Annotated in this window: 21 protein-coding genes and 1 other RNA gene; 11 read left to right on the top strand and 11 right to left on the bottom strand. The window is 55.1% G+C overall.

Annotated features, from left to right (window positions below; genetic code table 11):
- Window positions 1–31 precede the first annotated feature (31 nt).
- The gene (locus tag NG653_RS03830; RefSeq protein ID WP_252740344.1) at window positions 32–1,180 is read left to right on the top strand and encodes a cysteine desulfurase family protein; all 1,149 of its coding nucleotides are present in this window, start codon (window positions 32–34) and stop codon (window positions 1,178–1,180) included.
- A 4-nt stretch (window positions 1,181–1,184) separates the two neighbouring features.
- Here the strand turns inward: NG653_RS03830 and NG653_RS03825 are convergent, their stop codons facing one another.
- Complete coding sequence (locus tag NG653_RS03825; RefSeq protein ID WP_252740343.1) at window positions 1,185–1,832, bottom strand: hypothetical protein; 648 nt, start codon at window positions 1,830–1,832, stop codon at window positions 1,185–1,187.
- A 120-nt stretch (window positions 1,833–1,952) separates the two neighbouring features.
- Window positions 1,953–3,647, bottom strand: a complete 1,695-nt coding sequence (locus tag NG653_RS03820) for a M23 family metallopeptidase (protein ID WP_252740342.1) — start codon at window positions 3,645–3,647, stop codon at window positions 1,953–1,955.
- Between the two features lie 190 nt (window positions 3,648–3,837).
- Here NG653_RS03820 and NG653_RS03815 point away from each other — a divergent pair, with 190 nt between their 5' ends.
- The 4 genes from NG653_RS03815 (at window position 3,838) to rny (ending at window position 6,318) form a co-directional block, all read left to right on the top strand.
- Window positions 3,838–4,128, top strand: a complete 291-nt coding sequence (locus NG653_RS03815; protein WP_252740341.1) for a coiled-coil domain-containing protein — start codon at window positions 3,838–3,840, stop codon at window positions 4,126–4,128.
- 13 nt (window positions 4,129–4,141) lie between these two features.
- Entirely contained in the window at window positions 4,142–4,438 is a 297-nt protein-coding gene (locus NG653_RS03810) for a cell division protein ZapA (protein ID WP_252740340.1), read from the top strand.
- A 54-nt stretch (window positions 4,439–4,492) separates the two neighbouring features.
- A non-coding RNA gene (gene ssrS / locus NG653_RS03805) (6S RNA) lies at window positions 4,493–4,599 on the top strand.
- A gap of 147 nt (window positions 4,600–4,746) precedes the next feature.
- Window positions 4,747–6,318: a ribonuclease Y gene (gene rny, locus NG653_RS03800; RefSeq protein ID WP_252740339.1), complete on the top strand. Its 1,572-nt coding sequence runs from the start codon at window positions 4,747–4,749 to the stop codon at window positions 6,316–6,318.
- Between the two features lie 19 nt (window positions 6,319–6,337).
- Here the strand turns inward: rny and NG653_RS03795 are convergent, their stop codons facing one another.
- The 3 genes from NG653_RS03795 to NG653_RS03785 are packed head-to-tail and all read right to left on the bottom strand — an operon-like array spanning window position 6,338 to window position 8,291.
- Complete coding sequence (locus NG653_RS03795; RefSeq protein WP_252740338.1) at window positions 6,338–6,853, bottom strand: SRPBCC family protein; 516 nt, start codon at window positions 6,851–6,853, stop codon at window positions 6,338–6,340.
- Between the two features lie 2 nt (window positions 6,854–6,855).
- Window positions 6,856–8,046, bottom strand: coding sequence for a serine hydrolase (locus tag NG653_RS03790; protein ID WP_252740337.1), 1,191 nt, complete (start codon window positions 8,044–8,046; stop codon window positions 6,856–6,858).
- Window positions 8,046–8,291 carry a hypothetical protein gene (locus NG653_RS03785; protein WP_252740336.1) on the bottom strand — a complete coding sequence of 82 codons (246 nt, stop codon included), beginning with the start codon at window positions 8,289–8,291 and terminating at the stop codon, window positions 8,046–8,048. The genes NG653_RS03790 and NG653_RS03785 overlap by 1 nt, the downstream gene beginning before the upstream one ends.
- 149 nt (window positions 8,292–8,440) lie before the next feature.
- Here NG653_RS03785 and NG653_RS03780 point away from each other — a divergent pair, with 149 nt between their 5' ends.
- From NG653_RS03780 to NG653_RS03755, 6 genes are all read left to right on the top strand, one after another.
- A complete protein-coding gene (locus NG653_RS03780) occupies window positions 8,441–9,301 on the top strand; it encodes a peptidyl-prolyl cis-trans isomerase (protein ID WP_252740335.1) in 861 nt (286 codons plus the stop codon).
- Window positions 9,288–10,739, top strand: a complete 1,452-nt coding sequence (locus NG653_RS03775) for a peptidylprolyl isomerase (protein ID WP_252740334.1) — start codon at window positions 9,288–9,290, stop codon at window positions 10,737–10,739. The genes NG653_RS03780 and NG653_RS03775 overlap by 14 nt, the downstream gene beginning before the upstream one ends.
- A gap of 1 nt (window position 10,740) precedes the next feature.
- Window positions 10,741–11,694 carry an AAA family ATPase gene (locus NG653_RS03770; RefSeq protein ID WP_252740333.1) on the top strand — a complete coding sequence of 318 codons (954 nt, stop codon included), beginning with the start codon at window positions 10,741–10,743 and terminating at the stop codon, window positions 11,692–11,694.
- A gap of 116 nt (window positions 11,695–11,810) precedes the next feature.
- Window positions 11,811–14,081, top strand: a complete 2,271-nt coding sequence (locus tag NG653_RS03765; RefSeq protein WP_252740332.1) for an aconitate hydratase — start codon at window positions 11,811–11,813, stop codon at window positions 14,079–14,081.
- Window positions 14,082–14,142: 61 nt separating this feature from the next.
- A complete protein-coding gene (locus NG653_RS03760) occupies window positions 14,143–14,706 on the top strand; it encodes a TlpA family protein disulfide reductase (RefSeq protein ID WP_252740331.1) in 564 nt (187 codons plus the stop codon).
- A 7-nt stretch (window positions 14,707–14,713) separates the two neighbouring features.
- Window positions 14,714–15,448 carry a DUF3291 domain-containing protein gene (locus NG653_RS03755; protein WP_252740330.1) on the top strand — a complete coding sequence of 245 codons (735 nt, stop codon included), beginning with the start codon at window positions 14,714–14,716 and terminating at the stop codon, window positions 15,446–15,448.
- Here NG653_RS03755 and NG653_RS03750 read toward each other — a convergent pair.
- From NG653_RS03750 to NG653_RS03725, 6 genes are read right to left on the bottom strand one after another with little or no spacing between them, the layout of a single operon-like run.
- Window positions 15,411–16,049 carry a carotenoid biosynthesis protein gene (locus NG653_RS03750; protein WP_252740329.1) on the bottom strand — a complete coding sequence of 213 codons (639 nt, stop codon included), beginning with the start codon at window positions 16,047–16,049 and terminating at the stop codon, window positions 15,411–15,413. The genes NG653_RS03755 and NG653_RS03750 overlap by 38 nt on opposite strands.
- Window positions 16,050–16,069: 20 nt before the next feature.
- The gene (gene crtD, locus NG653_RS03745; protein WP_252740328.1) at window positions 16,070–17,536 is read right to left on the bottom strand and encodes a 1-hydroxycarotenoid 3,4-desaturase CrtD; all 1,467 of its coding nucleotides are present in this window, start codon (window positions 17,534–17,536) and stop codon (window positions 16,070–16,072) included.
- 5 nt (window positions 17,537–17,541) lie between these two features.
- On the bottom strand, window positions 17,542–17,991 hold the full coding sequence (locus tag NG653_RS03740; RefSeq protein WP_252740327.1) for a sterol desaturase family protein: 450 nt from the start codon (window positions 17,989–17,991) through the stop codon (window positions 17,542–17,544).
- A 3-nt stretch (window positions 17,992–17,994) separates the two neighbouring features.
- Entirely contained in the window at window positions 17,995–18,834 is an 840-nt protein-coding gene (locus NG653_RS03735) for a phytoene/squalene synthase family protein (RefSeq protein WP_252740326.1), read from the bottom strand.
- Window positions 18,835–18,842: 8 nt separating this feature from the next.
- Complete coding sequence (crtID, locus tag NG653_RS03730) at window positions 18,843–20,306, bottom strand: bifunctional phytoene desaturase/3,4-desaturase (RefSeq protein WP_252740325.1); 1,464 nt, start codon at window positions 20,304–20,306, stop codon at window positions 18,843–18,845.
- Window positions 20,307–20,326: 20 nt separating this feature from the next.
- On the bottom strand, window positions 20,327–21,226 hold the full coding sequence (locus NG653_RS03725; protein ID WP_252740324.1) for a MerR family transcriptional regulator: 900 nt from the start codon (window positions 21,224–21,226) through the stop codon (window positions 20,327–20,329).
- Window positions 21,227–21,329 lie beyond the last annotated feature (103 nt).

The following is a 21,329-nucleotide window of genomic DNA, read 5'->3' as shown; positions in this document are numbered from 1 at the left end:
CGGTTATTTTTGGCCCTACGATTCAAACGCGATGCAACAAATTTACCTTGACAATGCTGCTACCACCCCGCTCAGGGAAGAAGTGATCGAGCGCATGCACGAGGCCCTGGGCACCTGCTATGGAAACCCCTCATCCACCCATGCTTTTGGGCGGACAGCCAAAACAGGGATCGAACAGGCCCGCAAGACCATAGCCCGGGAGCTGAATGCCCAGCCCGGGGAGATAATTTTTACCTCAGGTGGCACCGAGGCAGATAATATGATCCTTCGCTGTGCCGTGCGCGACCTGGGGGTGGAAACCCTCATCACCTCCAGGGTGGAGCACCATGCCGTTTTGCATACGGCCGAGTGCCTGCTCCGGGAATATGGCATCCGCCTTGAATACGTTCCGCTTACGGCAGAGGGGAATCCCGACATGGAAGCCCTTGAAGCCCTGCTAAGCGCTGATACATCCAAAAAATTGGTCAGCCTGATGCATGTCAACAACGAGATCGGCAACCTGGTCGATATGGATGCCCTCGGCGCGCTTTGCCGGCGGCATGAGGCCCTTTTGCACTCCGATTCGGTACAGTCCATCGGGCATTTCCGATGGGATGTGCAGCGCACGCCTGTGGATTTCCTCACGGCTGCTGCGCATAAGTTCCATGGCCCCAAAGGGGTCGGCTTTGCCTATGTCCGGAAAAACACCGGGTTGAAACCCCTGATTGTCGGAGGGGCCCAGGAAAGGGGCTTTCGGGCAGGCACGGAGGCCTACCACAATATCGTTGGGCTGGAAACGGCATTTACCACCGCCTATGAGCACCTGGAGGAAGAGCGCCGTTACATCGAGGGACTTAAACGACACTTTGTGGAAGGCCTGAAAAAAGCGGTTCCCGGGGTTGTTTTCAACGGGCTTTCGGCAGACATGGAACGCAGCACCTATACCCTGGTCAATGTGCGGCTTCCCTTTGACGCCTCCAAAAGCCAGATGCTCCTGTTCCACCTCGACCTTAAGGGGATCGCCTGCTCCAGGGGCAGCGCCTGCCAGTCAGGGAGCGATGCCGGGTCTCACGTGTTGGCGGAAATCCTCGATGGGGAGGCCCTGAAACAGCCTTCCCTGCGTTTTTCATTTTCCAAATACAATACCCTGGAAGAACTGGATTATGTGATCGGGGTGTTGGGGGAATTTTCGAAATCTTAGGCCGTTACTGGGCCCTCTTCCGGTTTTCTTTGTCGTACGGGAACTTGCGTGCAGCCTTCTTCATCATTTTGTCGATCAGGTCCTCTGTGTTTTTCCCGCTTTTTCGGTTGATTTCATGCTCGTATTTCCAAAGGAGTTTTCCGGTGTCCCCATCGCTGATCTTGATTCCGATGCGCCCGTAGTCTGCTTCCCCAAGAAAATAATCCAGCAGGCTCATTTCCTGGGGGACCCCATTGGAAAGGAGGATGTTCACGTCCATATTCCCGCTGACGACCCCGTCCACCTCCAGGAGGCGCGCCAGTTCCGCAACGGTATGGCGGTCGATGTTCCCATAGGAAATCCCGTTTTGGGCCAGGAGGGCATTCGTTTTGCCGCTGTCCTGAAATTCCACGGTAAACTTTCTGCTTTTCGTCCCCCTCCCAAAATAGGATTGAAGGGCATCCTGTACGGCATAGCCCTCCTTCTGCTCCAGGCGGTCTTTTTCCGGAGGCGTCAGCTTCTCCCCAAGGTCCAGGCGGGTTAGAAAGGGTAGAATGGCTAACACCCGGTGGTCCTGGCTCAGGGTTTCGAACTGGGGACTCTGGTAAATGTTCTTTTGGCCATAGGCCCCCAAAAGGGAGAGCAGGCAGCAAAATAACAGTAGTTTCTTCATGGCAGGCTCCAGGATCATTAGGTGCAGGAAGGGGGCAGGGCCCCGGAACGGCGTTGCAAAAATAAAGAAATCCCTCCGGGAGAGGCGCTAAAAAAATCCCAAAAAAGGGGCTGGCCCCGGTTAGCTCCTGAAAAAGGTGAGCACTTCGCGACGGGTGTTGCCAACATTGTCGGTCACTTCCACTTCCAACTCGCATTGCTGCTGGTTTTCTATCCGGTCATCAAAGGTATAGGTGAGGGTGTTGTTCTTGGGCTCATACTCCATCAGGATCCACTGCCCGTTAAGGCGGGCTGAGTAAGTCGCTATGCCGCTGAGGTCATCCGTGATTTGCAGGCTGAGATAGCGGTAGTTGGTCAGCCATTGGCGCTCTTTGAAGTTGCGCGGCGTGATCTTTGGGGCTACGGTATCCCTGGCCAGGGTATACCGACCAAGGGAGCGGCTGCGGGCTGTGAAGGTATCACCCCTCCTGTAGGTCCGTTGGAACTGGGGGCTGCCTTTTTCATCCAACAGGGCGATAAAGGATTGCTTCCGTTCTTCCGCGGACAGGTGGGCTACATCGAAGGTAAGGGTAAAATTGCGGTGCAGGGCGATCGAAGGTTCGTGGAGTCGCACCAAAAGGGAATCGGCATCAAGGTCCAGGTAGGTGTTTTCGTAAAAGGTTTGGGCGGGGAAATACACCTGGGCGGGACCCACACGGAAACTGGCGGGTTTGTCCGCATACACAAAATACGGGGTCTTAAGCGTTTTGGGTGGGCCGTCAACCGGAAGTGTTTTGCCTTCCACCGGGATCCTGAGCAGGGTTTGGTTTCCTGCCAGGTCAGCCACGGTAATCTCCACCTGGTAGCTCTGGCCTTCCCTGATGTCTATCCTGCCCTCGTTTTGGAGGGTTTGGAAGATACTCAGGTAATTCCCCGGGCTGCGGAAGCATTTCTGAATCCGGTTGCGGTACCTGGCGAAATAGCCATAGTCGATCAGGGTGTTGATATAGCGGGTTTCCCCGAAGGAAAAGGCGTCAAACTGGAGTTGGGAATAGGTTTGCCCATTCACTGTCTGCCTGACCTGGTAGACCCCGTTTTTGTTGGCAGCCATATCCTGTCGGTCGTAGGCTGCTATCCCAAACCCGATACGCCCCGAGGCCAAAACAGGCTCCGCCAGGAGGCTCCCGTCCGGCTGTTGGCTGAAGCGGATTTCCGTGCGCTCCCGTTGCCGGTTCACCTGGGCGCTGTCTGATAGGGGATAGGCATAGAGGCCTGTAACGGTCGGGTTGGTGGCATCCCTCACGGGCATCCCGAAACTCAGGGGGTTAGCAGGCCTTTCATCCACGCTGTTGCGGATTTCGAAATGCAGGTGGGGACCCGAAGAACCCCCGGTGTTCCCGGAAAAGGCAATGGTATCCCCCCGCGAAACCTTTAGGTCTCCATAGTCGGGAAAAACTTCCAGCTCATAACTTTGTTTCTGATACTGCAGGGCTTTTACATATTCTTCGATGCCGGGCCCGAATTTTTGCAGGTGGGCATACACGGTGGTATGCCCGGAGGGATGGGAGACATAGAGCACCTTGCCGTAGCCCCAGTGGCTGATTTTGATCCGGCTGATCGTGCCATCTGCCGCGGCCAGTACCGGCAACCCTTCCCTTTGCTGGGTTTTGATGTCGATCCCGGAATGGAAATGGTTGGAGCGGAGTTCCCCAAAAGTACCCGAGAGGATAAGGGGGATGTCCAGCGGGGGCCGGAAATCTGTCTCCGGGCCACTGGCCTGGCCCTGGGTTAGAAGGCTGTAACACATCCCGAGAAGGAGGAAAATCCCTTTTTTCATACTGCTGGCTCTGGGTGCGAAAATACGGATTCGCCGCGCAATTGGAAAACAGTTGTCGCATTTGGGAAAGGGCCCCTGCTCGTGCGGTCCCTGGCCACAGGGGGGGCAGGGCCATGCGGGAAACCCCAAAAAAATATTGTGAAGTCCCGGGTGGAAATGTTACCTTTGTGTAAAGCATTGAAGGTTGCCCATGAGTGAATTGGTCGAAATCGTGGATTCCCTCGAGAACAAGATCAGTAAGCTGCTGCACAAGATGGAACTCCTGCAGCAAAGCCGGCTGGACCTGGAGCGGGAATTGCATTCGCTGAGAGGCGATTACGAGGCCGCCCAAAGAACTGTGGAAGAATGGGAGGAGAGGTATAACTCCCTGAAGATGGCTACTTCGATGTTGGGCAGTGAAACCAATAAAACAGAAGCCAAGCTCAAAATAAATGCATTGATCAGGGAGTTGGACCAGTGTATCGTCCAGCTGGCTGAATGATGCCTGTTCAACCATGTCGGAAAAGCTCAAGATAAAGTTGTCGATTGCAGACCGCGTCTACCCGCTGACCATCGACCCGTCCCAGGAGGAAGGGCTGAGGAAGGCGGCCAAGAGCATAGACCAACTGGCCAAGAAATTTGAACAGAATTACGCCGTCCGCGACAAACAGGATGTGCTGGCCATGTGTGCCCTGCAATTCGCATCCAAGGTAGAGCAACGCGGGATTGAGCGGATGGAAGACACCCAGGAGGTTACCCGGCGGCTCAAGGCCCTGGATGACCTGGTAGCTTCCAAAATGAGCGTGCGATAAGTTCTTTTACATAGCAAACCTTACTGCCCACATTGGTATTTATTTTTTTGACAAACTCAACATTAATTTGTTTGAAAAGGGTGAGTTTAGGTTGTAAAAGCAAGCCTTCCTGAAAGGATCCTTGAGCAGCCTGTTAGCCCTAAACCTGTTTTTCGGAGTTTGTACAAAACTTCATCAATGTGGGCTTTTTTTATTCCGGTGTCACTTCCGGGGGTTTGCTTTCCCGTCAGGCAGGGCCTCCGGGAATCCCTTATCGCCCAGGCCCTTATTGGGGAACTGCCATAACCCAATTTAAATTGTAAAAGATCATGGACATTATCACAACAGGCATTGTTGCCCTGGTCGCCGGCCTTGCGCTGGGGTTTCTGATTTCCAGGCTAATGGAAAAGGGCAAAGCGTCCCGGACTGTGGAAGCAGCAAAGAAGGAAGCGGCAGCCATCCTCAAGGATGCCAGGGCAGAAGGGGAAAATCTCAAGAAGGAGAAAATTTACCAGGCCAAGGAGAAATTCCTGGAATTAAAGGCGGAGCATGAGAAGGTCATCATGGGCAAGGACAAAAAAATTGCAGAGGCCGAAAAGCGGATCCGCGATAAGGAATCCCAGGTGAGCAGTGAACTGGCCCGCAATAAAAAATTGACGGAACAACTCGACGTCAAAGTGGAGGAACTGGAGAAGCGTAGGGAATTTTATGAACGCAAACAGGGCGAGCTCGAGAAACTCCACCAAAGCCAGGTCCAGCAGCTGGAAGTTATTTCCGGCCTCTCTGCAGAGGAAGCCAAGGGGCAGTTGCTGGAGTCCCTGAAGGAATCAGCCAGGGCAGATGCCATGGCCTTCCTCCAGACCTCCCTCGAAGAGGCCAAAATGACCGCCCAGCAGGAAGCCAAAAAGATCATCGTCAATACCATTCAGCGCATCGGCACGGAAGAGGCCGTCGAAAATTGCGTTTCCGTCTTTAACCTGGAGTCCGATGACGTAAAGGGAAGGATCATCGGCAGGGAAGGAAGGAACATCAGGGCCCTGGAGGCCGCTACCGGGGTGGAGATCATCGTGGACGATACCCCCGAGGCGATCATCCTGTCGTGTTTCGATTCCGTGAGGAGGGAAGTCGCCCGCCTGTCGCTGCATAAACTGGTCACCGACGGAAGGATCCACCCGGCCCGTATCGAGGAGATTGTGCGCAAAACCGAGAAGCAAATTGAACAGGAAATCCTGGAAGTGGGCAAGCGCACGGTCATCGACCTGGGCATCCACGGGTTGCATCCCGAGCTGATCCGGATTGTGGGCCGCATGAAATACCGGTCCTCTTACGGACAGAACCTCCTGCAGCATTCGCGGGAGGTGGCCAAGCTTTGCGGGGTAATGGCTGCGGAACTCGGGTTGAACCCCAAACTGGCCAAAAGGGCCGGCCTGCTGCACGACATCGGGAAGGTACCCAACTCAGAAACAGAACTGGAAACCCCCCATGCCATTTTGGGGATGCAGTGGGCGGAGAAATTTGGCGAAAAACCGGAAGTGTGCAATGCCATAGGCGCACACCACGATGAGGTGGAAATGAAGACCCTTATCGCGCCCATCGTGCAGGTATGCGACGCCATTAGCGGTGCCCGGCCGGGCGCCCGGCGTCAGGTACTGGATTCCTACATCCAGCGCCTTAAGGACCTGGAAGATATCGCCTTTGGTTTCGGGGGCGTCCAGAAGGCTTACGCCATACAGGCGGGCCGGGAGCTCCGGGTGATGGTGGAGAGCGAAAAAGTAAGCGACGAGAAGGCTGCCCAGTTGTCCTTTGAGATCTCCCAGAAGATCCAGACCGATATGACCTACCCGGGGCAGGTGAAGGTGACCGTAATCCGGGAAACCCGGTCGGTCCACGTGGCCAAGTAGCAAATCCCCGGAAGGGAATTTACATATTCACGAATTCAAAGCCGGCCAGGGGGAAACGGCCCATGTCGATATCAGTGTCGTGCAACAGGACCCCGTGTTCCAGGTAGGCCTTCAGGTTTGCCAGCCAGAAAGTCCACCCGTTGCTGCAGCCGTAATGGAGGGTGAGTTTGCTTTCCTCATCCGTAGGGATGCCATACTGTCTTAGGGTAAGCAGGGTTCCTTTTTCCTCCTCCTGCATCTGCACCTGAACCTGGCTGACCCCGGCGAAGGAGAACTCAACGGCGTCACGGCCGTTTGCATGGGCCACAAACCCGGTCTCCTCCGGATCCCAGTTATGCCACTTCCAGGTATACCGGTCCCCGGTTTGCAGGGGTTCATCCGGATCCCTCAACCGGCCCAGGCTATCCGAATACCTGGCTTCCCTTAGGAACCAGGTGCAGATATCCCGGCCTGTGGCCCAACTCCGATAGACCCTTCCCAATGGGGCTTTAATGTAGATTCTTTTGGTGAATTCAGAAAAGGTCAGGCCTTCCATGGTCAATCCTTGTTTTCCAGTTCAAAAGCATACACCTCCCGACCCAGGGCGGCCAGAAAGGGCAGGCCGATTTCGTCGTATTCGTACTGGTCATCATTGAAGATGCCATTTTCATTGACCAGAATCGTAGCCGTTAAGATGAATTCCACCCCCGATCTGGTGTCTTTTATGTAGGCGCAATCGGTCAGGGTGCCATAGGCGAACCCCACTTTGTTGTAGATTTCAATATGTTCCGGGATGGGGTCTTCGGTGTCCCCGTACAGGAAAAACTTGCAGTACCCGTCCGGGTAGAGCTCCGGGTCGTACCCCGCCTCCCTGGGGATTAACTTCATGCTCCCCAGCAGGAAGTCGTACTGCTCCCTGCTTAGGTGGAAACGCTGCTCCCTGGGGAAATTCCCCGGGAAAATAACCCGTTTCATAAGGCCGTGGAGGGTGGTCACGGGTATATAGTTCTTCAGGCTGAAATCGAAGGGCTCCGGGATCAGGGAATCCCTGTCCATCCACCCCCTGCCCTTGAGAACCCCTTTGATTTCAAGGGGTTTAGGGGGGCTGTTCCCTATCGGGGGGGAAGGCGTGGTCAGGCTGTCGTTCAGGTAGAAGACCAGCGGTTGGGTGAACAGGTCGTCGCGGTGAAAGCCCAGCCGGTGCCGTATTGCTGCTTTCCCGGCACCCTTGCCGGCTATCCGGCGGTTGATGTCGTCCTGGCCCAGGAATTCAAAAAGTCGGTTGTTGGCGTGGTTGTCGCTCACGGCAAAGATTTCGATGATGTCGCGGGCAAAGGTCTTCTCCACGCTGTCCCCTTCGATATAATACCGGGTATTTCGGTCCAGGCTGTCGATTTCATTCAGTTTTTCCAGGGCTGCCAGGGCCACGGGGAATTTTGCTGTGCTGGCCGGGTAGAAATACTGGTTGGGGTCTGCCCTGAAGGTATAGTCGGTGAAGCGAACGGAATCGCTCTCGCGCCGGATCCGGCTGTAAACCACTTGCACCTCGTAGGCGCCGGGATCCTTCATCACCCGGGCTATGGCAGGGTTTTCAGAAGCCAGGATACCGGCCAGGGGGTCTTCCGGAGGGTTGGCTTTTTGGCAGGATCCCAGGGAAAGGAGCAGCAGTGCCCCGGCCGCCCACAGGGTCCTTGCCCGTTTGGGGCCGGTAAGGGCCAGTCGAATGGAAACAGGAGGGGAGGCTATCATCAATCAGGGGTTTGCGGGGTTGCATATTCGCCCCGGTGGGGCTTCAGGGCATCGCGGAAACGCGGCATTTCCGCGGCCTCCACAATTAGGTAGGCCAGGCTGTGCAGTTCTCCCCGGTGTTCAACCCCGGCTTCCAGCCCCGGGGTGTAGAGGGGCGATTCCCGCAGGTGTTCGGCAAAATGCGCTGCTGTCCGGGCCGCTGCCGGACCCCTGAAATCCCAGATCAGCCTGATCTTTTTTTCCATCCGGAACAGGTTATAGGTATCCCCAAGATATTAAAAATCGGGAGAGCCCCCCTACTAAAAATGTGTTAATCCGGCTATGCCCTGCTTGCCGGGGCCGTTGAAAGGCTTATTTTTGGAAGATGAACCTCTGCAGGGCATGTAGCCGATTTTTGCTGGTAGCCCCCCTGGTGCTGCCGCTATTTTTTATGCTTGCCGCTTGCGATTCCCTTTGGCGTAAGGAGCCCGAAAAGGCCCCCCTGGCCCGGGTGGGGGAGAACTACCTTTACCTGGAGGACGTGGAAGGCCTTACCGGTGCGGAACTCAGCCCTGGGGACAGCGCTGCTTTTGTGAGTAACCTGATTACTACCTGGGCGGTACGCCAGCTCCTGTTTTCCCGCGCCCAGATCAACCTCCCGGAGGAGAAAATTCGGGAGTTCGAGTCCCTGGTTTCCGACTACCGGGCCGAACTCTACACCCGGGCTTACAAGGAGGCCCTGGTGGCACAGATGGAGGATACCCTGGTAGGGGCCGAAGACCTGGAGGAATTTTACGAGAGCGAGAAGGATAATTTCCGGCTCCAGGAGAAAATCCTCCAATTGCGTTTCATTGAACTGCCCCGGCAATTCCTGAACCGGGAAGAGGTCACGGAACGCTTGAAGCGGTTCCGGGAAGAAGACCTTAAATTCCTTGATTCTGTGGGGGTGCAGTTCAAAAAGCTCCATTTCAACGACTCCCTCTGGGTGCCTGTGTCCAGGGTAATCCGCGAGATCAAGCCGCTTACCTACGACAACGAGGCCGAATACCTGAAAAAGGACCATTTTTTTGAACTGGAAGATTCCACAGGGGTGTACCTTTCCCGGGTGGTCGATGTTATGGATGCCGGGGAAATGGCACCCCAGAGCTATATTGAACCCACTATCCGCCAGGTATTGCTGAACCGGCGAAAGATGAAGTATTTGAAATCCCTAGAAACAGACCTGATCAATGAGGCACTCGGACAAAAAGAACTGGAAATATATGAAAAAGAATAGTTTGGCGCTTTTTGCAGCGCTTTTTCTTGGGGGGCTTTGTTCCCTTCAGGCGCAGGTAAGGGACTCCGTCCCCGACACCCAGGTGGAACCCCCCGAAGGCGTGGCGACCGGAGATTATACGGCCACTCAGGAAAGCCAGGCCCCGAAGCAGCGGATAAAGCTCGATGGCATCGCCGCGGTTGTCGGGGATTACGTAATCCTGGATTCCGACGTGGAGAAAACCCTGATCGACCTGAGGAACCAGGGAGCTACCGAGGAAGAAGTCAACCGCTGCAGCCTTTTGGGCAAACTCATGGAAGACCGGCTCTACGCCCACCAGGCGGTACAGGACAGTATCCTGATCTCCGACGATGAGGTCAACAGCACCAATGACCAGTACCTGCAGGAATTTGTACAGCGGCTGGGTTCCATGGAAAAGGTCCTGGAATTCTACCAGAAGGAAACGGTGGAAGACCTCAGGGATGAACTTTTCAAGATCAACAAATTGCAGATGCTCTCCCAGCGGATGCGGCAAAAAATCGTAGGGGAGATCGAAGTAACCCCGGAGGAGGTACGGCAGTTTTTCGGCAGCATTCCCGAGGACGAGCGGCCCGTATTCGGGGCAGAACTCGAAATTGCCCAGATCGTAAAAAAACCCGAAATCCCCCAGGAAGAAAAACAGAAGGCCATTGACCTGCTGAAGGAAATCAAGGCCGATGTGGAGGACAATGGGGCCAGCTTCCGGGTAAAGGCCATCCTGTACAGTCAGGACCCGGGGTCCAAATCCAAAGGAGGGTTTTATTCCATTACCCGGCAGACCCCTTTTGTGAAGGAATTCAAAGATGTCGCCTTCAGTTTGAGGGAAGGCGAGATTTCCGAGCCTTTTGAAACCAATTTTGGGTTCCACATCATCCTGGCCGAAAAAATCAGGGGGCAGGAACTCGATTTGAGGCACATCCTCATCCAGCCCGAAGTGCCCCAGGCGGCCCTGGACAATGCGCGGAAAGAACTGGACAGTATCCGCCAGCAGGTTATGGAAGGGAAGTATACCTTTACCGAGGCCGCCAGGAATTTCTCTGACGAGAAGGAAACCAAATTCGACGGCGGGGTGTTAAGGAACCCCAGCGATTTCGGGTCCCGTTTTGAACTGACCAAGATGGACCCCAACCTCTATAACCAGGTGCGCAACCTGAAGGATAATGAAATCTCCAACCCCATCCTGGAGCCCGACCCCAGGGGAGGCCCCCCCTCCTATAAAATCCTCATGGTGACCAACCGCTATGACGAGCACCAGGCCGATTTTGCCAGGGACTACCTCAAAATCCAGGAACTGGCACTCAGGGATAAGCAGTACAAGGCCATCAAGGAATGGATGGGCGAACACATCGAAGACACCTATATCAGCGTGGATAGCGAACACCGGGGATGTGATTTTGCCAATAACTGGTTAAAAGAGTAGTATGTCTGATGTAGAAGCGATAGGCCGCCTGGTTGAAAAACACCGGGCCCTCAAGGAGGAAATTGGGAAGGTAATCATAGGGCAGGATGAGGTGGTCGACCAGGTGCTCTGGTCGATTTACACGGGGGGCCATTCCCTGTTGATCGGGGTGCCGGGGCTGGCCAAGACCCTAATGGTGAATACCATCGCCAGGACCCTTGGCCTGGACTTCAAACGCATTCAGTTTACCCCCGACCTGATGCCCAGCGATATTTTGGGCAGCGAGGTGCTCGACCAGGACCGCAAGTTCGTTTTCGTGAAGGGGCCCGTATTTGCCAATATCATCCTGGCAGACGAAATCAACCGGACCCCGCCCAAAACACAGGCCGCACTCCTGGAAGCCATGCAGGAGCGGGCCGTAACCATAACCGGGAAGCAGTATTCGCTGCCGGAGCCCTATTTTGTGCTGGCCACGCAGAACCCGATCGAACAGGAGGGGACCTATCCCCTCCCGGAAGCCCAGCTCGACCGGTTTATGTTTGCCATCCGGCTGGAATACCCCAGCCTGGAAGAAGAGGTCAGGGTGGTAAAAACCACCACGGATGACCGGAAAACCTCGGTGAGGTCTCTGTTTACGGCAGCGGAAATCCTAGAGGTCCAGCACCTGATCCGAAGGATCCCGGTCCCGGACAATGTGGTGCGCTATGCCGTGGGGTTGGCGCAGCGGACCCGGCCCGGCCAGCCAGGAACCCCTGAACTGGTAACCCAGTACCTCGACTGGGGTGCAGGCCCCAGGGCTTCGCAGAACCTGGTCCTGGCCGCCAAGGCACATGCCGCGGTAGACGGGCGTTTTTCTCCTGACATTGCCGATGTTCAGGCGGTGGCTCCGGGAATCCTCAGGCACCGCATCCTGAAGAATTACAAGGCAGAGGCAGAGGGGGTCACCGATGAGGAGATCATCCGTCAGCTACTCTGATTGCTGCCGGGCGTCAGGAGGGCTGCAAATTGGGCACCCGGGCTTCCAAATAGTTTCAAATCCCCTTTCCTTTTAGTACTTTTGGGGGCAAACAAACCAAGAAACCTAAATATACGATGGCATTTGATATAGACATGATCAAAAAGGTCTATGCCAATATCCCCGGACGTGTCGACAAAGCCCGGGAACTGGTTGGCAGGCCGCTTACACTGGCAGAGAAAATACTGTATTCCCACCTGTGGGACGGCATGCCTGAAAAGGTATACGCCCGGGGCAGGGATTACGTGGACTTCGCACCCGACCGGGTCGCCTGCCAGGATGCCACCGCCCAGATGGCCCTGCTGCAGTTCATGCATGCAGGCAAGCCGACCGTTGCTGTGCCCACCACCGTGCACTGCGACCACCTGATCCAGGCCAAAGTTGGGGCCGAAGCGGACCTTAAACGCGCCAACCAGACCAGCAACGAGGTTTTTGATTTCCTGGAATCTGTTTCCAACAAATATGGCATCGGTTTCTGGAAGCCCGGGGCAGGGATTATCCATCAGGTGGTGCTTGAGAATTACGCCTTCCCCGGCGGGATGATGATCGGGACCGATTCCCATACGGTGAATGCCGGGGGCCTCGGGATGGTGGCCATCGGGGTCGGCGGTGCCGATGCGGTGGACGTCATGGCCGGCATGGCCTGGGAACTTAAATTCCCCAAACTGATTGGGGTCCGGCTTACAGGAAAGCTCAGCGGGTGGACTGCCCCCAAAGACGTCATCCTGAAGGTAGCCGATATCCTGACCGTAAAAGGGGGAACGGGCGCCATTATTGAATATTTTGGGGAAGGGGCCACCTCCATGTCCTGCACAGGTAAGGGCACCATCTGCAATATGGGCGCCGAGGTAGGGGCCACCACCTCCACCTTTGGATACGACGATTCCATGGACCGCTACCTCAGGGCCACAGGCCGTGCGGATGTGGCCGATGAGGCCCGGAAAATCGCCCCTTACCTGACCGCGGACCCGGAGGCCTACGCCAACCCGGAAGCCTATTTCGACCAGCTGATCGAGATAGACCTGAGCACCCTGGAGCCCCACCTGAACGGCCCCTTTACCCCGGACCTGGCCACCCCCATTTCAAAAATGCGGGAGGCTGCCCGTGAGAACGACTGGCCCCTGCGGGTGGAATACGGCCTGATCGGGTCATGTACGAACTCCTCCTACGAAGACATTTCCAGGGCAGCTTCCCTGGCCAAACAAGTGGCTGATAAGAAGCTGAAGACCAAAGCCAATTTCACCATTACGCCCGGATCCGAACAGGTGCGTTATACCATCGAACGCGATGGGTTTATCGACACCTTCAACCATATCGGGGCTACGGTATTTGCCAATGCCTGCGGCCCCTGCATCGGGATGTGGGACCGCTATGGCGACAACGCCTCCACCGGCCCCAGGAACACTATTGTGCATTCCTTCAACCGGAACTTTGCCAAACGGGCCGACGGGAACCCCAATACCCTGGCCTTCGTGGGGTCGCCTGAATTGGTGACAGCCATTGCCATTGCCGGGCGGCTCGATTTCAACCCCATAACAGACACCCTTATCAACGAGGATGGGGAAGAGGTGAAGCTCGATGAGCCAAGGGGCTATGAACTCCCCCCGGAAGGGTTTGCCGTAGAAGACGCAGGTTATGTGGCCCCCAAAGAAGACGGCAGCAGCGTGGAGGTTAAGGTCGCCCCAGATTCCGAAAGGTTGCAGCTGCTGGACCCCTTTGAGCCGATCCGCCCCGAAAGCCTTCTTGGGATGAGGTTGCTGATCAAGGCCTATGGCAAATGTACCACAGACCATATTTCCATGGCCGGGCCCTGGCTCCGGTTCCGCGGCCACCTCGACAACATTGCCAACAACACCCTGATAGGTGCCGTAAATGCCTTCAACAAGAAGACGAATTTCGTGAAAAACCAGCTCACGGGCGAATACGGGGGAGTCCCCGATACCCAAAGGGCCTACAAGAAGGCCGGGATCCGTACCCTGGTGGTGGGTGACCACAACTACGGGGAGGGCTCTTCCAGGGAGCACGCGGCCATGCAACCCCGCCACCTGGGCGTAGCGGCCGTACTGGTGAAATCATTTGCCCGCATCCACGAAACTAACCTCAAAAAGCAGGGGATGTTGGCGCTTACCTTTGCCAGGGAAGAGGACTACGACCTGATCAGGGAAGATGATACCTTCAATTTCCTGGATATTGATTCTTTTGCCCCGGACCGGCCCCTTACCATAGAGGTGGTTCACTCCGACGGCAGCAAGGATACCATCATGGCGAACCATTCCTATAACGATACCCAGATCCAGTGGTTTCGCGAAGGTTCTGCCCTGAACCTGATCAAAAAGGAAAATGCCTGATCCTGCATTGTATTAAGGCCCCTGGAAACAGGGGCTTTTTTTAGCCTGTACCCGAACCCTGATGAAAATCCAGAAAAAAACCCTTTTCAACATCCTGCTTATCCTGTTCGTCCTTGCATTTTTCGTAACCCCCCTTGGGTATTACGGTAAAGTTGGCCTGATGCAGTTGTTTTCCTTCAGCCCTGATGTGGTGGAAGCCTCCCAAAGGAAACGCATCACTTCCTACGACTGGGAACTGAAGGATGAAAACTGGGATTTTTTCAATTTCAGGCGTTCAGAAGGCAAGGTGGTGCTGATCGACTTCTGGGCCTCCTGGAGGCTTCCCTGCCTCCCGGAATTGAAATCCCTGCAGCGCCTGTACGAGGCCTATGGGGACCGGGTCGATTTTTACCTGATTACCGATGAAGAGCGGGAACCTGTAGAGGCCTTCATGGAGGAGCACGAGTTTACCTTTCCGGTAACCTACCTGATCCTGGGCACGGAAAGCCCTGTGGACCCCTCTGAACCGCCGCGGTCATACCTGATCGACCGCAAGGGTTATGTGGTGGTGGACCAGGACGGCATGGCCGACTGGGATACCGACAGGGTGCGGAAACTCCTTGATCAGTTACTCGAAGCACAATAAACCCGGGATGGAGGCAGTAACTACCTTGAACCTGTTCCGGTACCGGGGTTTTAGTGCAAAATTCTGGGCCCTTTCGCAGATGGGGCTCGCCCACCGCAGCCTGCGTGGGGTACGGGGGGTGACCTTTTACAAGCTCCTGGGAACGGGAAGGCAGGGTTTCAGCACGCGTCCTGACTGGTCGGTCTATGGCCTTTTGCAGGTTTGGGAATCGGAAGCCCTGGCAGCGGATTTTTTTGACCGCCACCCCGGGATGCAGGCCTTCCGGGAACGGTGCGATGAAAACCTTCGGATATATCTGCATCCCCTTCGGTCCGTTGGGCTATGGGACGGCCGGAACCCCTTTGGAGACGGTGCGGAGCCTTTGGCTGGCATCCAGGCCCTGGCTGTGCTCACACGGGCTTCCATCCGAAAAAAGCATCTCTGGAATTTCTGGAATTTCGTGCCCAGGGCCCAGGACCCGCTCAGGCATGGCAAAGGGCTGGTTTACACCAAGGGGATCGGGGAAACCCCCCTGGTCGACATGGCGACATTCAGCCTGTGGGATGACCTTCGCAGCATGCAGGAGTACGCGTATGGTACCCCGGCCCACCTCGAAGCCATAAAGCGGACCCGGGAATTGGGATGGTATCGGGAAGAGCTCTTTGCGCGCTTCCAGCCCTACCGGATTGAAGGCAGCTGGCGCGATATCCCCGGCCTGCAGGCCTTCAGGGAAGCGTTGGGGGATATCCGGACAAAACGATAAAAAAGGCAAACTGGGCGGCCAACAGGTTGGTCGAGAAGCTTCTGTTGCCATCGAGCCGCAATCCCTGGAAGGCGCCCTGGAAAAGGAGGGCCAGGCCAAACCAGCAGATGTAATTCCACAGGGGGGGCTCCCCACCCCGGAATTCCCAAAAATCAAATGCAGGCGCCAGCCCTTCCATAAAATAATCGAGCCCCAGCATCAGGAGGCCTGCCAAAAGCACCCTCAACCCCCTGGGGAGGCCCCAGGCGTTGCTCACCGCCCCGCTGCAAAAACTAAGGACGGCCCAATTGGCCCCGATCAGGTATGGGACGCCTCCAAGTTTTGGCCCCAGGTTTTCCCCATAGGTATAGGTTCCAAAAAGGAACCCGGTGTTGACCCCGATCCACTCGGCCCCTATGCCTGCCATAACGATAAAGCAGAAGAGTCCTGCCTTTTTCAGGGTATCCAGGGGAAAAATCCAGAGGAGCAGGCCGGTGCAAACCAGCAGGTTAAAGGGGGTTTTGGGGATAAACCATGCAGCCTCCCCGAAAAGTATCCCGATGATTGCGCTCAGGTGTAACAGCCATACCAGGAAGATACCGGTTGCCGTTTTGAAATCCATAGGAAGGGGTGGCTGCCGGTTCATGGTTTCGGGGCTGTTTCTGCAACGATTTTGGCCGAAAGCAGGCAAAGCGGTACCCCTCCACCGGGATGCACGGAGCCCCCCGCAAAGTAAAGGTTCCGGATGGAGGAACTGAAATTCGGGTGCCTCAGGAAAGCGGCAAAGCGGTTGTTGCTCGCTGCGCCATATAAGGCGCCTCTGTAGGAGCTGGTATTTTTGGCAATATCCCCGGGCCTCAGGATTTCTTCCACGGCGATGCGTTCCCTCAGGGCTACCCCCAGATTGCGGCTCAACTTGTCGAGGATGGCTTCCCGGGCCCTGCCCACCAGGGCTTCCCAGTCCTGCCCATGGTCCCCGGGGGCGTTGATCATCACAAACCAGTTTTCACAGCCTTCGGGCGCATCCCCGGGGCTTTCCTTCGAGGTGATGTTGATATAGACCGTGGGGTCATCGCCGAGTGTTTTGTCCTCGAAGATGTTTCTGAACTCCCCCGGGTAGTCTTCGCTGAAAAAGATGTTGTGCAGGTCAAGTTGCGGGAATTGCCCTCGTACCCCCCAGTAAAAGATGAGGGCGGAACTGGACCGTTCCTGGGACAGGGTGCGTTCCGGGGCCTTGTGCTGCGGCAGCAGTTTCCGGTACGTCGGATAGATGTCCATATTGGACACCACGAGGTCTGCAGATTCCGTTCCCCCCTGCGTTTTGAGGCCAACTGCCCTTCCCCGGTCGGTGAGGATCTGCTGTACCGGATGTGAGAACTCGAAAGTGACCCCTTCTGAGCAGGCGAGGTGGTAAAGGCTCATGGGGATCTGGTGCATTCCGCCTTCCGGGTAATAGGTCCCCAGGGCCATTTCCAGGTGGGGGATCATCGACATAATCCCCGGGGTTTTATAGGGGTTAGATCCGTTGTAGGTGGCGTAGCGGTTGAAGAGCTGTACGAGTTTGGGACTCCTGAAGGCCGAACGGTTTACCCCGTCGAGGCTGTCAAAAATCCCCAGGCTTCCCGCAGCGGCCATACCTTTTAGGGTCTGCACGGAAAGATATGTCTGAGGACGGTGCAGGGATTTTTCCAGGAAGAGGGGGGCGGTGAGTTCGTATTTCCGCTCGTTGCGTCGGAGGTAGCGGCTTATGCGGGTCTCGTCTTCCCCAAACGTCTGTGCCGCATCCCTGGCAAAGGCCTCGCCGGAGGCAGGGGCAAAAAATCGGGTGCCGTCTTCCCAGAAGTAGTGGCAAAGCGTCTCCTTGCGGAGGTATCTGAAATGATCGCCCGGGGTCTTTCCACAAAGTTCAAAGAGCTCATCTACCAGCCAGGGAAGGGTGAACAGGGACGGGCCCAGGTCGAACCGGTAGCCCTTGAACCACGCGGCGTGCATTTTTCCGCCAGGGTATGGGTTGGCCTCATATACCTGCACCTCATAGCCCTTCTTCCGCAGCCGGATAGCGGAAGCCAGGCCAGCAATCCCTGCCCCTACTATGCACGCTTTGGCCATGGTGCCTACTTTTTGAAATATTTGAATGGGACGAACAGCATGCCGAAACATTCCCCGTCTTCCTTCCCGAGGTGCTTGTGGTGCATTTTGTGGGCCCGTCGGATGCCCCGGGCATACCAGTTATTGGCATTCCTGAACATTTTGAAGCGCTGGTGGATAAAAATATCGTGAACCAGGAAGTAGGTAAGGCCATAGGCGAAAATCCCCAACCCTATGGGCCAACCCTGCCAAAAGGAAGAATTTGCAGCGGTCATGATAAACGACATGCTGACCACGGCGTAGAAGATAAAAAAGGCGTCATTCCGCTCAAACCAGGAATCGTGGTCCTTGCGGTGGTGGTCCCTGTGGAGGCACCACAAAAACCCGTGCATGATATATTTGTGCGTAAACCACGCCATAAACTCCATGCCGCCAAAGGCCAGCAGGAAAATCCCTATCCAGTACACTACTTGCATATCTCAGACCAAATTTAAGCGATATCGCACATAAGACCGCGCTAACAGCCCAACTTTCTGGTAATTGGGCACCCTGACCCTGGAATTCCTGATTTCCACCGAGGGTAACCTGCGGAGTTTGTTCAGTAGCTTGGTGTAATACCGGTAGGCCATATACACCCCGAATTTCGATTCGCCGGGAAGTTCCAGGATTCCCTCATACCCTTTTCTGAAATCTTCCTCGATTTCCGCCACGATCTTCGCCTTGGAGATCTCGTCGAGTTCGAGCAGGTTGGTATTCGGGAAATAGGTCCGTTCCAGGCCGTCGTAATCAGCTTTGAGGTCCCTGAGAAAATTGACTTTCTGGAAGGCCGAGCCCAGGGCCATGGCCGATTCCTTAAGCTGTTCATACCGCTCCCGGTCACCATTGACAAAGACGCAAAGGCACATCAGGCCCACCACATCTGCAGACCCATAGATGTATTCCCGGTATTCCTCCTCGGTCCGATACTCCTTTTTGTGGAGGTCCATCCGCATACTCTTCATGAAGGCGGCCACCAAATGGTGGGGGATGGCATAACGATGATAGGTTTGCTGGAAGGAATTCAGGATGGGATTCAGGCTGATGTGATGCGTAAGGGCATGTTCCAGGTCATCTTCAAAGCGGTCCAGGAGGTCCTCCTTTTCATAATCGTGGAAAGAATCCACAATTTCGTCTGCAAAACGCACAAACCCGTAAATATTGTAAATGTCCTGCCGGATGCTCCCGGCCAGCATCCTGGTGGCAAGGGAAAACGACGTGCTGTACTGCCTGGTCACCAGCTGGCTGCAACGGTAAGAGACCGAATCGAAGAGGGCTTTCATGGAGGTTATCAGTTGGGGTTTTGTTGAAGGATCAGTTCTGCCACAAGTTTTCCCGAGATCAGCGAGGGGGGGACCCCCGGGCCGGGCACGGTCAGTTGCCCCGTAAAATAAAGGTTTTTTACTTTTTTGCTCTCCAGTCCGGGCCTGAGGAAAGCGGTTTGCAGGAGTGTATTGGCCATACCATAGGCATTTCCCTTATAAGAGTTATAGCGTTCAATGAAATCACGGACGCAGAAATCTTCCCTGAAGCGGATCGCACTGCGCACGTCCTGGCCTGTGCGTTTCTCCAGCCTGCCGATGATCAGGTCGAAATAGGAGTCCCGCAGCTGCTGGTTGTCTTCGATTCCGGGAGCCAGGGGCATCAGGAAAAACCCGGCTTCCTTCCCTTCCGGAGCCATTTCCGGGTCGGAAACAGAGGGGAAATTCGCATAAAAAAGCGGGTCTTCCGGCCAGCTGGGCGTATCGTAGATCTCCCGGGCATGCCGCTCAAAATCCGTATCGAAAAAGAGGTTGTGGTGGCCCACCCCATCCAGCTTTTTGTCGAAGCCCACATAAAACAGGAGGGAAGAGGGGGCAAAGGTGCGCGAAGCCCAGTATTTCTCGGAATACTGGCGGTACTCCGGGGGCAGGAGGGTTTCGGAGTGGTGGTAATCTGCCCCGCTCAGCACGATATCGGCCCGTATGGCTTCTCCGGCCGCCCGGATTCCTGTGGCTTTCCCATTTTCCAGCAAAATTTCCTCTACCGGGGCGGAGGTCCTGAAGGATACGCCCAGGGAGGTAGCCAGGTCGTGCATCCCTTCCACGATGCGGTACATGCCCCCTTTGGGATGCCAGGTCCCCAGCCCGAAGTCTGCATAATTCATAAAGCTGTAAAAGGAAGGCGTTTTGGAGGGTTTGGCCCCCAGGAACAATACCGGGAATTCCAGGATGGATATGAGTTTCGGATTTTTAAAGTCCCGTCGCACATCGCGGCTGATGGTGCTGAAGAATTGCCCGACCCGCCGGATGGTTTCCGGCGAAACCAGTTCCATGGGCGATTTCCCCGGCTTATACACCATTTTGTTAATGGCGATGTCGTAATTTTTTTCCGCTTTGGCGATGAATTTTTTCAGGGGGACGGAGCTGCCTGCCTCAATGCGTTCAAATTCCTCGCAGATTTGTTCCATGGAATCCCCTATAGTCACGACCTGGTCTTCGAAAAAGATCCGGTAGGCAGGCGACAACCGCTCCAGCTCGTAATAGTCGGATGCGGATTTCCCGAAATCGCCGAAGAATTTTTCGAAAATATCAGGCATCCAGTACCAGCTCGGGCCCATATCGAAGGTGAAGCCATCCCTAATCAGTTGCGAAGCGCGGCCCCCGACCTGTTCGTTCTTTTCATACACCGTCACCTCGAGCCCCCCCTTTGCCAGGTAGCTGGCAGCTGAAAGGCCTGCGAAACCGGACCCGATTATTGCAACTTTTTTCTTCATGATACCTTTCGGCGCCACCCTCAGAGGGTATTTAAGAGCTGTTCTATGGAATGGAAAATTTGTATCTGTTCCGGTAATTTCTCCTTGGAAAGGTGTTCGGTTTGCCTGCCGAGTATGAGCAGTTTGCCGGGGAATTCCGAGGCCAGGCGTTCCTGGAAGTCCGCAAGGTAGGAATCCAAATCGTCCTTTGTAGGGGTTACCGTGAAATAGGAGACAAAATAAGGGTCAGAATAGTACTTCTTAAGGTCCACCAGGCTCTCCAGAGGGATTGTTTGCCCGAGGTAAATCGTCTTGAACCCCCTGAGCAGCAGTTCGTAATTCAGGAACAACAACCCGATTTCATGGATTTCGTTTTCCGGCAGGAAAAGGATAAACACCTTGTCGTGGCGTGTGGGCTCAAGCGACTGTATTTTTTCCGTGCTTGTGTAGATTTTTTGTTTAATCAGGTGGGTTATAAAATGCTCATGGGCCGGGCCAATGGTTTCGGACTGCCATAGCAGCCCAAGCTCGTGGAGCAGGGGCATGAACACTTCCCAGAAGATCTCGCGGAACGATTTTTCCGCCAACAGGCCTGAGTATGTTTTTTGGAAAAGCGAGAGGTCAAAATTGATCATCGAAAGCTTGAAGGCATTGATCGCGTGGCTCTTCACGCTGTTCTGCGCCACGATTTCCCTGACCCGCTGGTTGATTTCCGCTTCCGGGATTTCCGCTATTTTGGAAATCTTGACCCCATTGTTATACAACAGGGTAATATTCAACAATTTCTGAAGGCTTTGAAGGCTGTAGGTACGGATATTGGTCTCAGTCCGTTCGGGGTTCAGCAACCCATAGCGTTTTTCCCAGATCCGTATGGTATGCGCCTTAATGCCACTGAGGTTTTCCAGGTCCCGAATTCCAAAGGATTTTTTTACGCTGTTCATTGTTTAAAAATAAAGCTTAAACAAAAGTATCAATTTTACCCACAAATACTCTTTACTTCTCGTTAAAATTCCCCCTTCCAGCCGATTTTGTTGATATTGGAAG

The organism is Robiginitalea marina (genome assembly GCF_024006985.1).
GTDB lineage: Bacteria > Bacteroidota > Bacteroidia > Flavobacteriales > Flavobacteriaceae > Robiginitalea > Robiginitalea marina.
This window is presented reverse-complemented; position numbering and strand designations above follow the sequence as displayed.

Coding starts and splice junctions, on each gene's coding strand:
- NG653_RS03830 (WP_252740344.1), top strand. CDS start 32: ATGCAACAAATTTACCTTGACAATGCTGCTACCACCCCGCTCAGGGAA.
- NG653_RS03825 (WP_252740343.1), bottom strand. CDS start 1,832: ATGAAGAAACTACTGTTATTTTGCTGCCTGCTCTCCCTTTTGGGGGCC.
- NG653_RS03820 (WP_252740342.1), bottom strand. CDS start 3,647: ATGAAAAAAGGGATTTTCCTCCTTCTCGGGATGTGTTACAGCCTTCTA.
- NG653_RS03815 (WP_252740341.1), top strand. CDS start 3,838: ATGAGTGAATTGGTCGAAATCGTGGATTCCCTCGAGAACAAGATCAGT.
- NG653_RS03810 (WP_252740340.1), top strand. CDS start 4,142: ATGTCGGAAAAGCTCAAGATAAAGTTGTCGATTGCAGACCGCGTCTAC.
- rny (WP_252740339.1), top strand. CDS start 4,747: ATGGACATTATCACAACAGGCATTGTTGCCCTGGTCGCCGGCCTTGCG.
- NG653_RS03795 (WP_252740338.1), bottom strand. CDS start 6,853: ATGGAAGGCCTGACCTTTTCTGAATTCACCAAAAGAATCTACATTAAA.
- NG653_RS03790 (WP_252740337.1), bottom strand. CDS start 8,046: ATGATAGCCTCCCCTCCTGTTTCCATTCGACTGGCCCTTACCGGCCCC.
- NG653_RS03785 (WP_252740336.1), bottom strand. CDS start 8,291: ATGGAAAAAAAGATCAGGCTGATCTGGGATTTCAGGGGTCCGGCAGCG.
- NG653_RS03775 (WP_252740334.1), top strand. CDS start 9,288: ATGAAAAAGAATAGTTTGGCGCTTTTTGCAGCGCTTTTTCTTGGGGGG.
- NG653_RS03770 (WP_252740333.1), top strand. CDS start 10,741: ATGTCTGATGTAGAAGCGATAGGCCGCCTGGTTGAAAAACACCGGGCC.
- NG653_RS03765 (WP_252740332.1), top strand. CDS start 11,811: ATGGCATTTGATATAGACATGATCAAAAAGGTCTATGCCAATATCCCC.
- NG653_RS03760 (WP_252740331.1), top strand. CDS start 14,143: ATGAAAATCCAGAAAAAAACCCTTTTCAACATCCTGCTTATCCTGTTC.
- NG653_RS03755 (WP_252740330.1), top strand. CDS start 14,714: ATGGAGGCAGTAACTACCTTGAACCTGTTCCGGTACCGGGGTTTTAGT.
- NG653_RS03750 (WP_252740329.1), bottom strand. CDS start 16,049: ATGGATTTCAAAACGGCAACCGGTATCTTCCTGGTATGGCTGTTACAC.
- crtD (WP_252740328.1), bottom strand. CDS start 17,536: ATGGCCAAAGCGTGCATAGTAGGGGCAGGGATTGCTGGCCTGGCTTCC.
- NG653_RS03740 (WP_252740327.1), bottom strand. CDS start 17,991: ATGCAAGTAGTGTACTGGATAGGGATTTTCCTGCTGGCCTTTGGCGGC.
- NG653_RS03735 (WP_252740326.1), bottom strand. CDS start 18,834: ATGAAAGCCCTCTTCGATTCGGTCTCTTACCGTTGCAGCCAGCTGGTG.
- crtID (WP_252740325.1), bottom strand. CDS start 20,306: ATGAAGAAAAAAGTTGCAATAATCGGGTCCGGTTTCGCAGGCCTTTCA.
- NG653_RS03725 (WP_252740324.1), bottom strand. CDS start 21,226: ATGAACAGCGTAAAAAAATCCTTTGGAATTCGGGACCTGGAAAACCTC.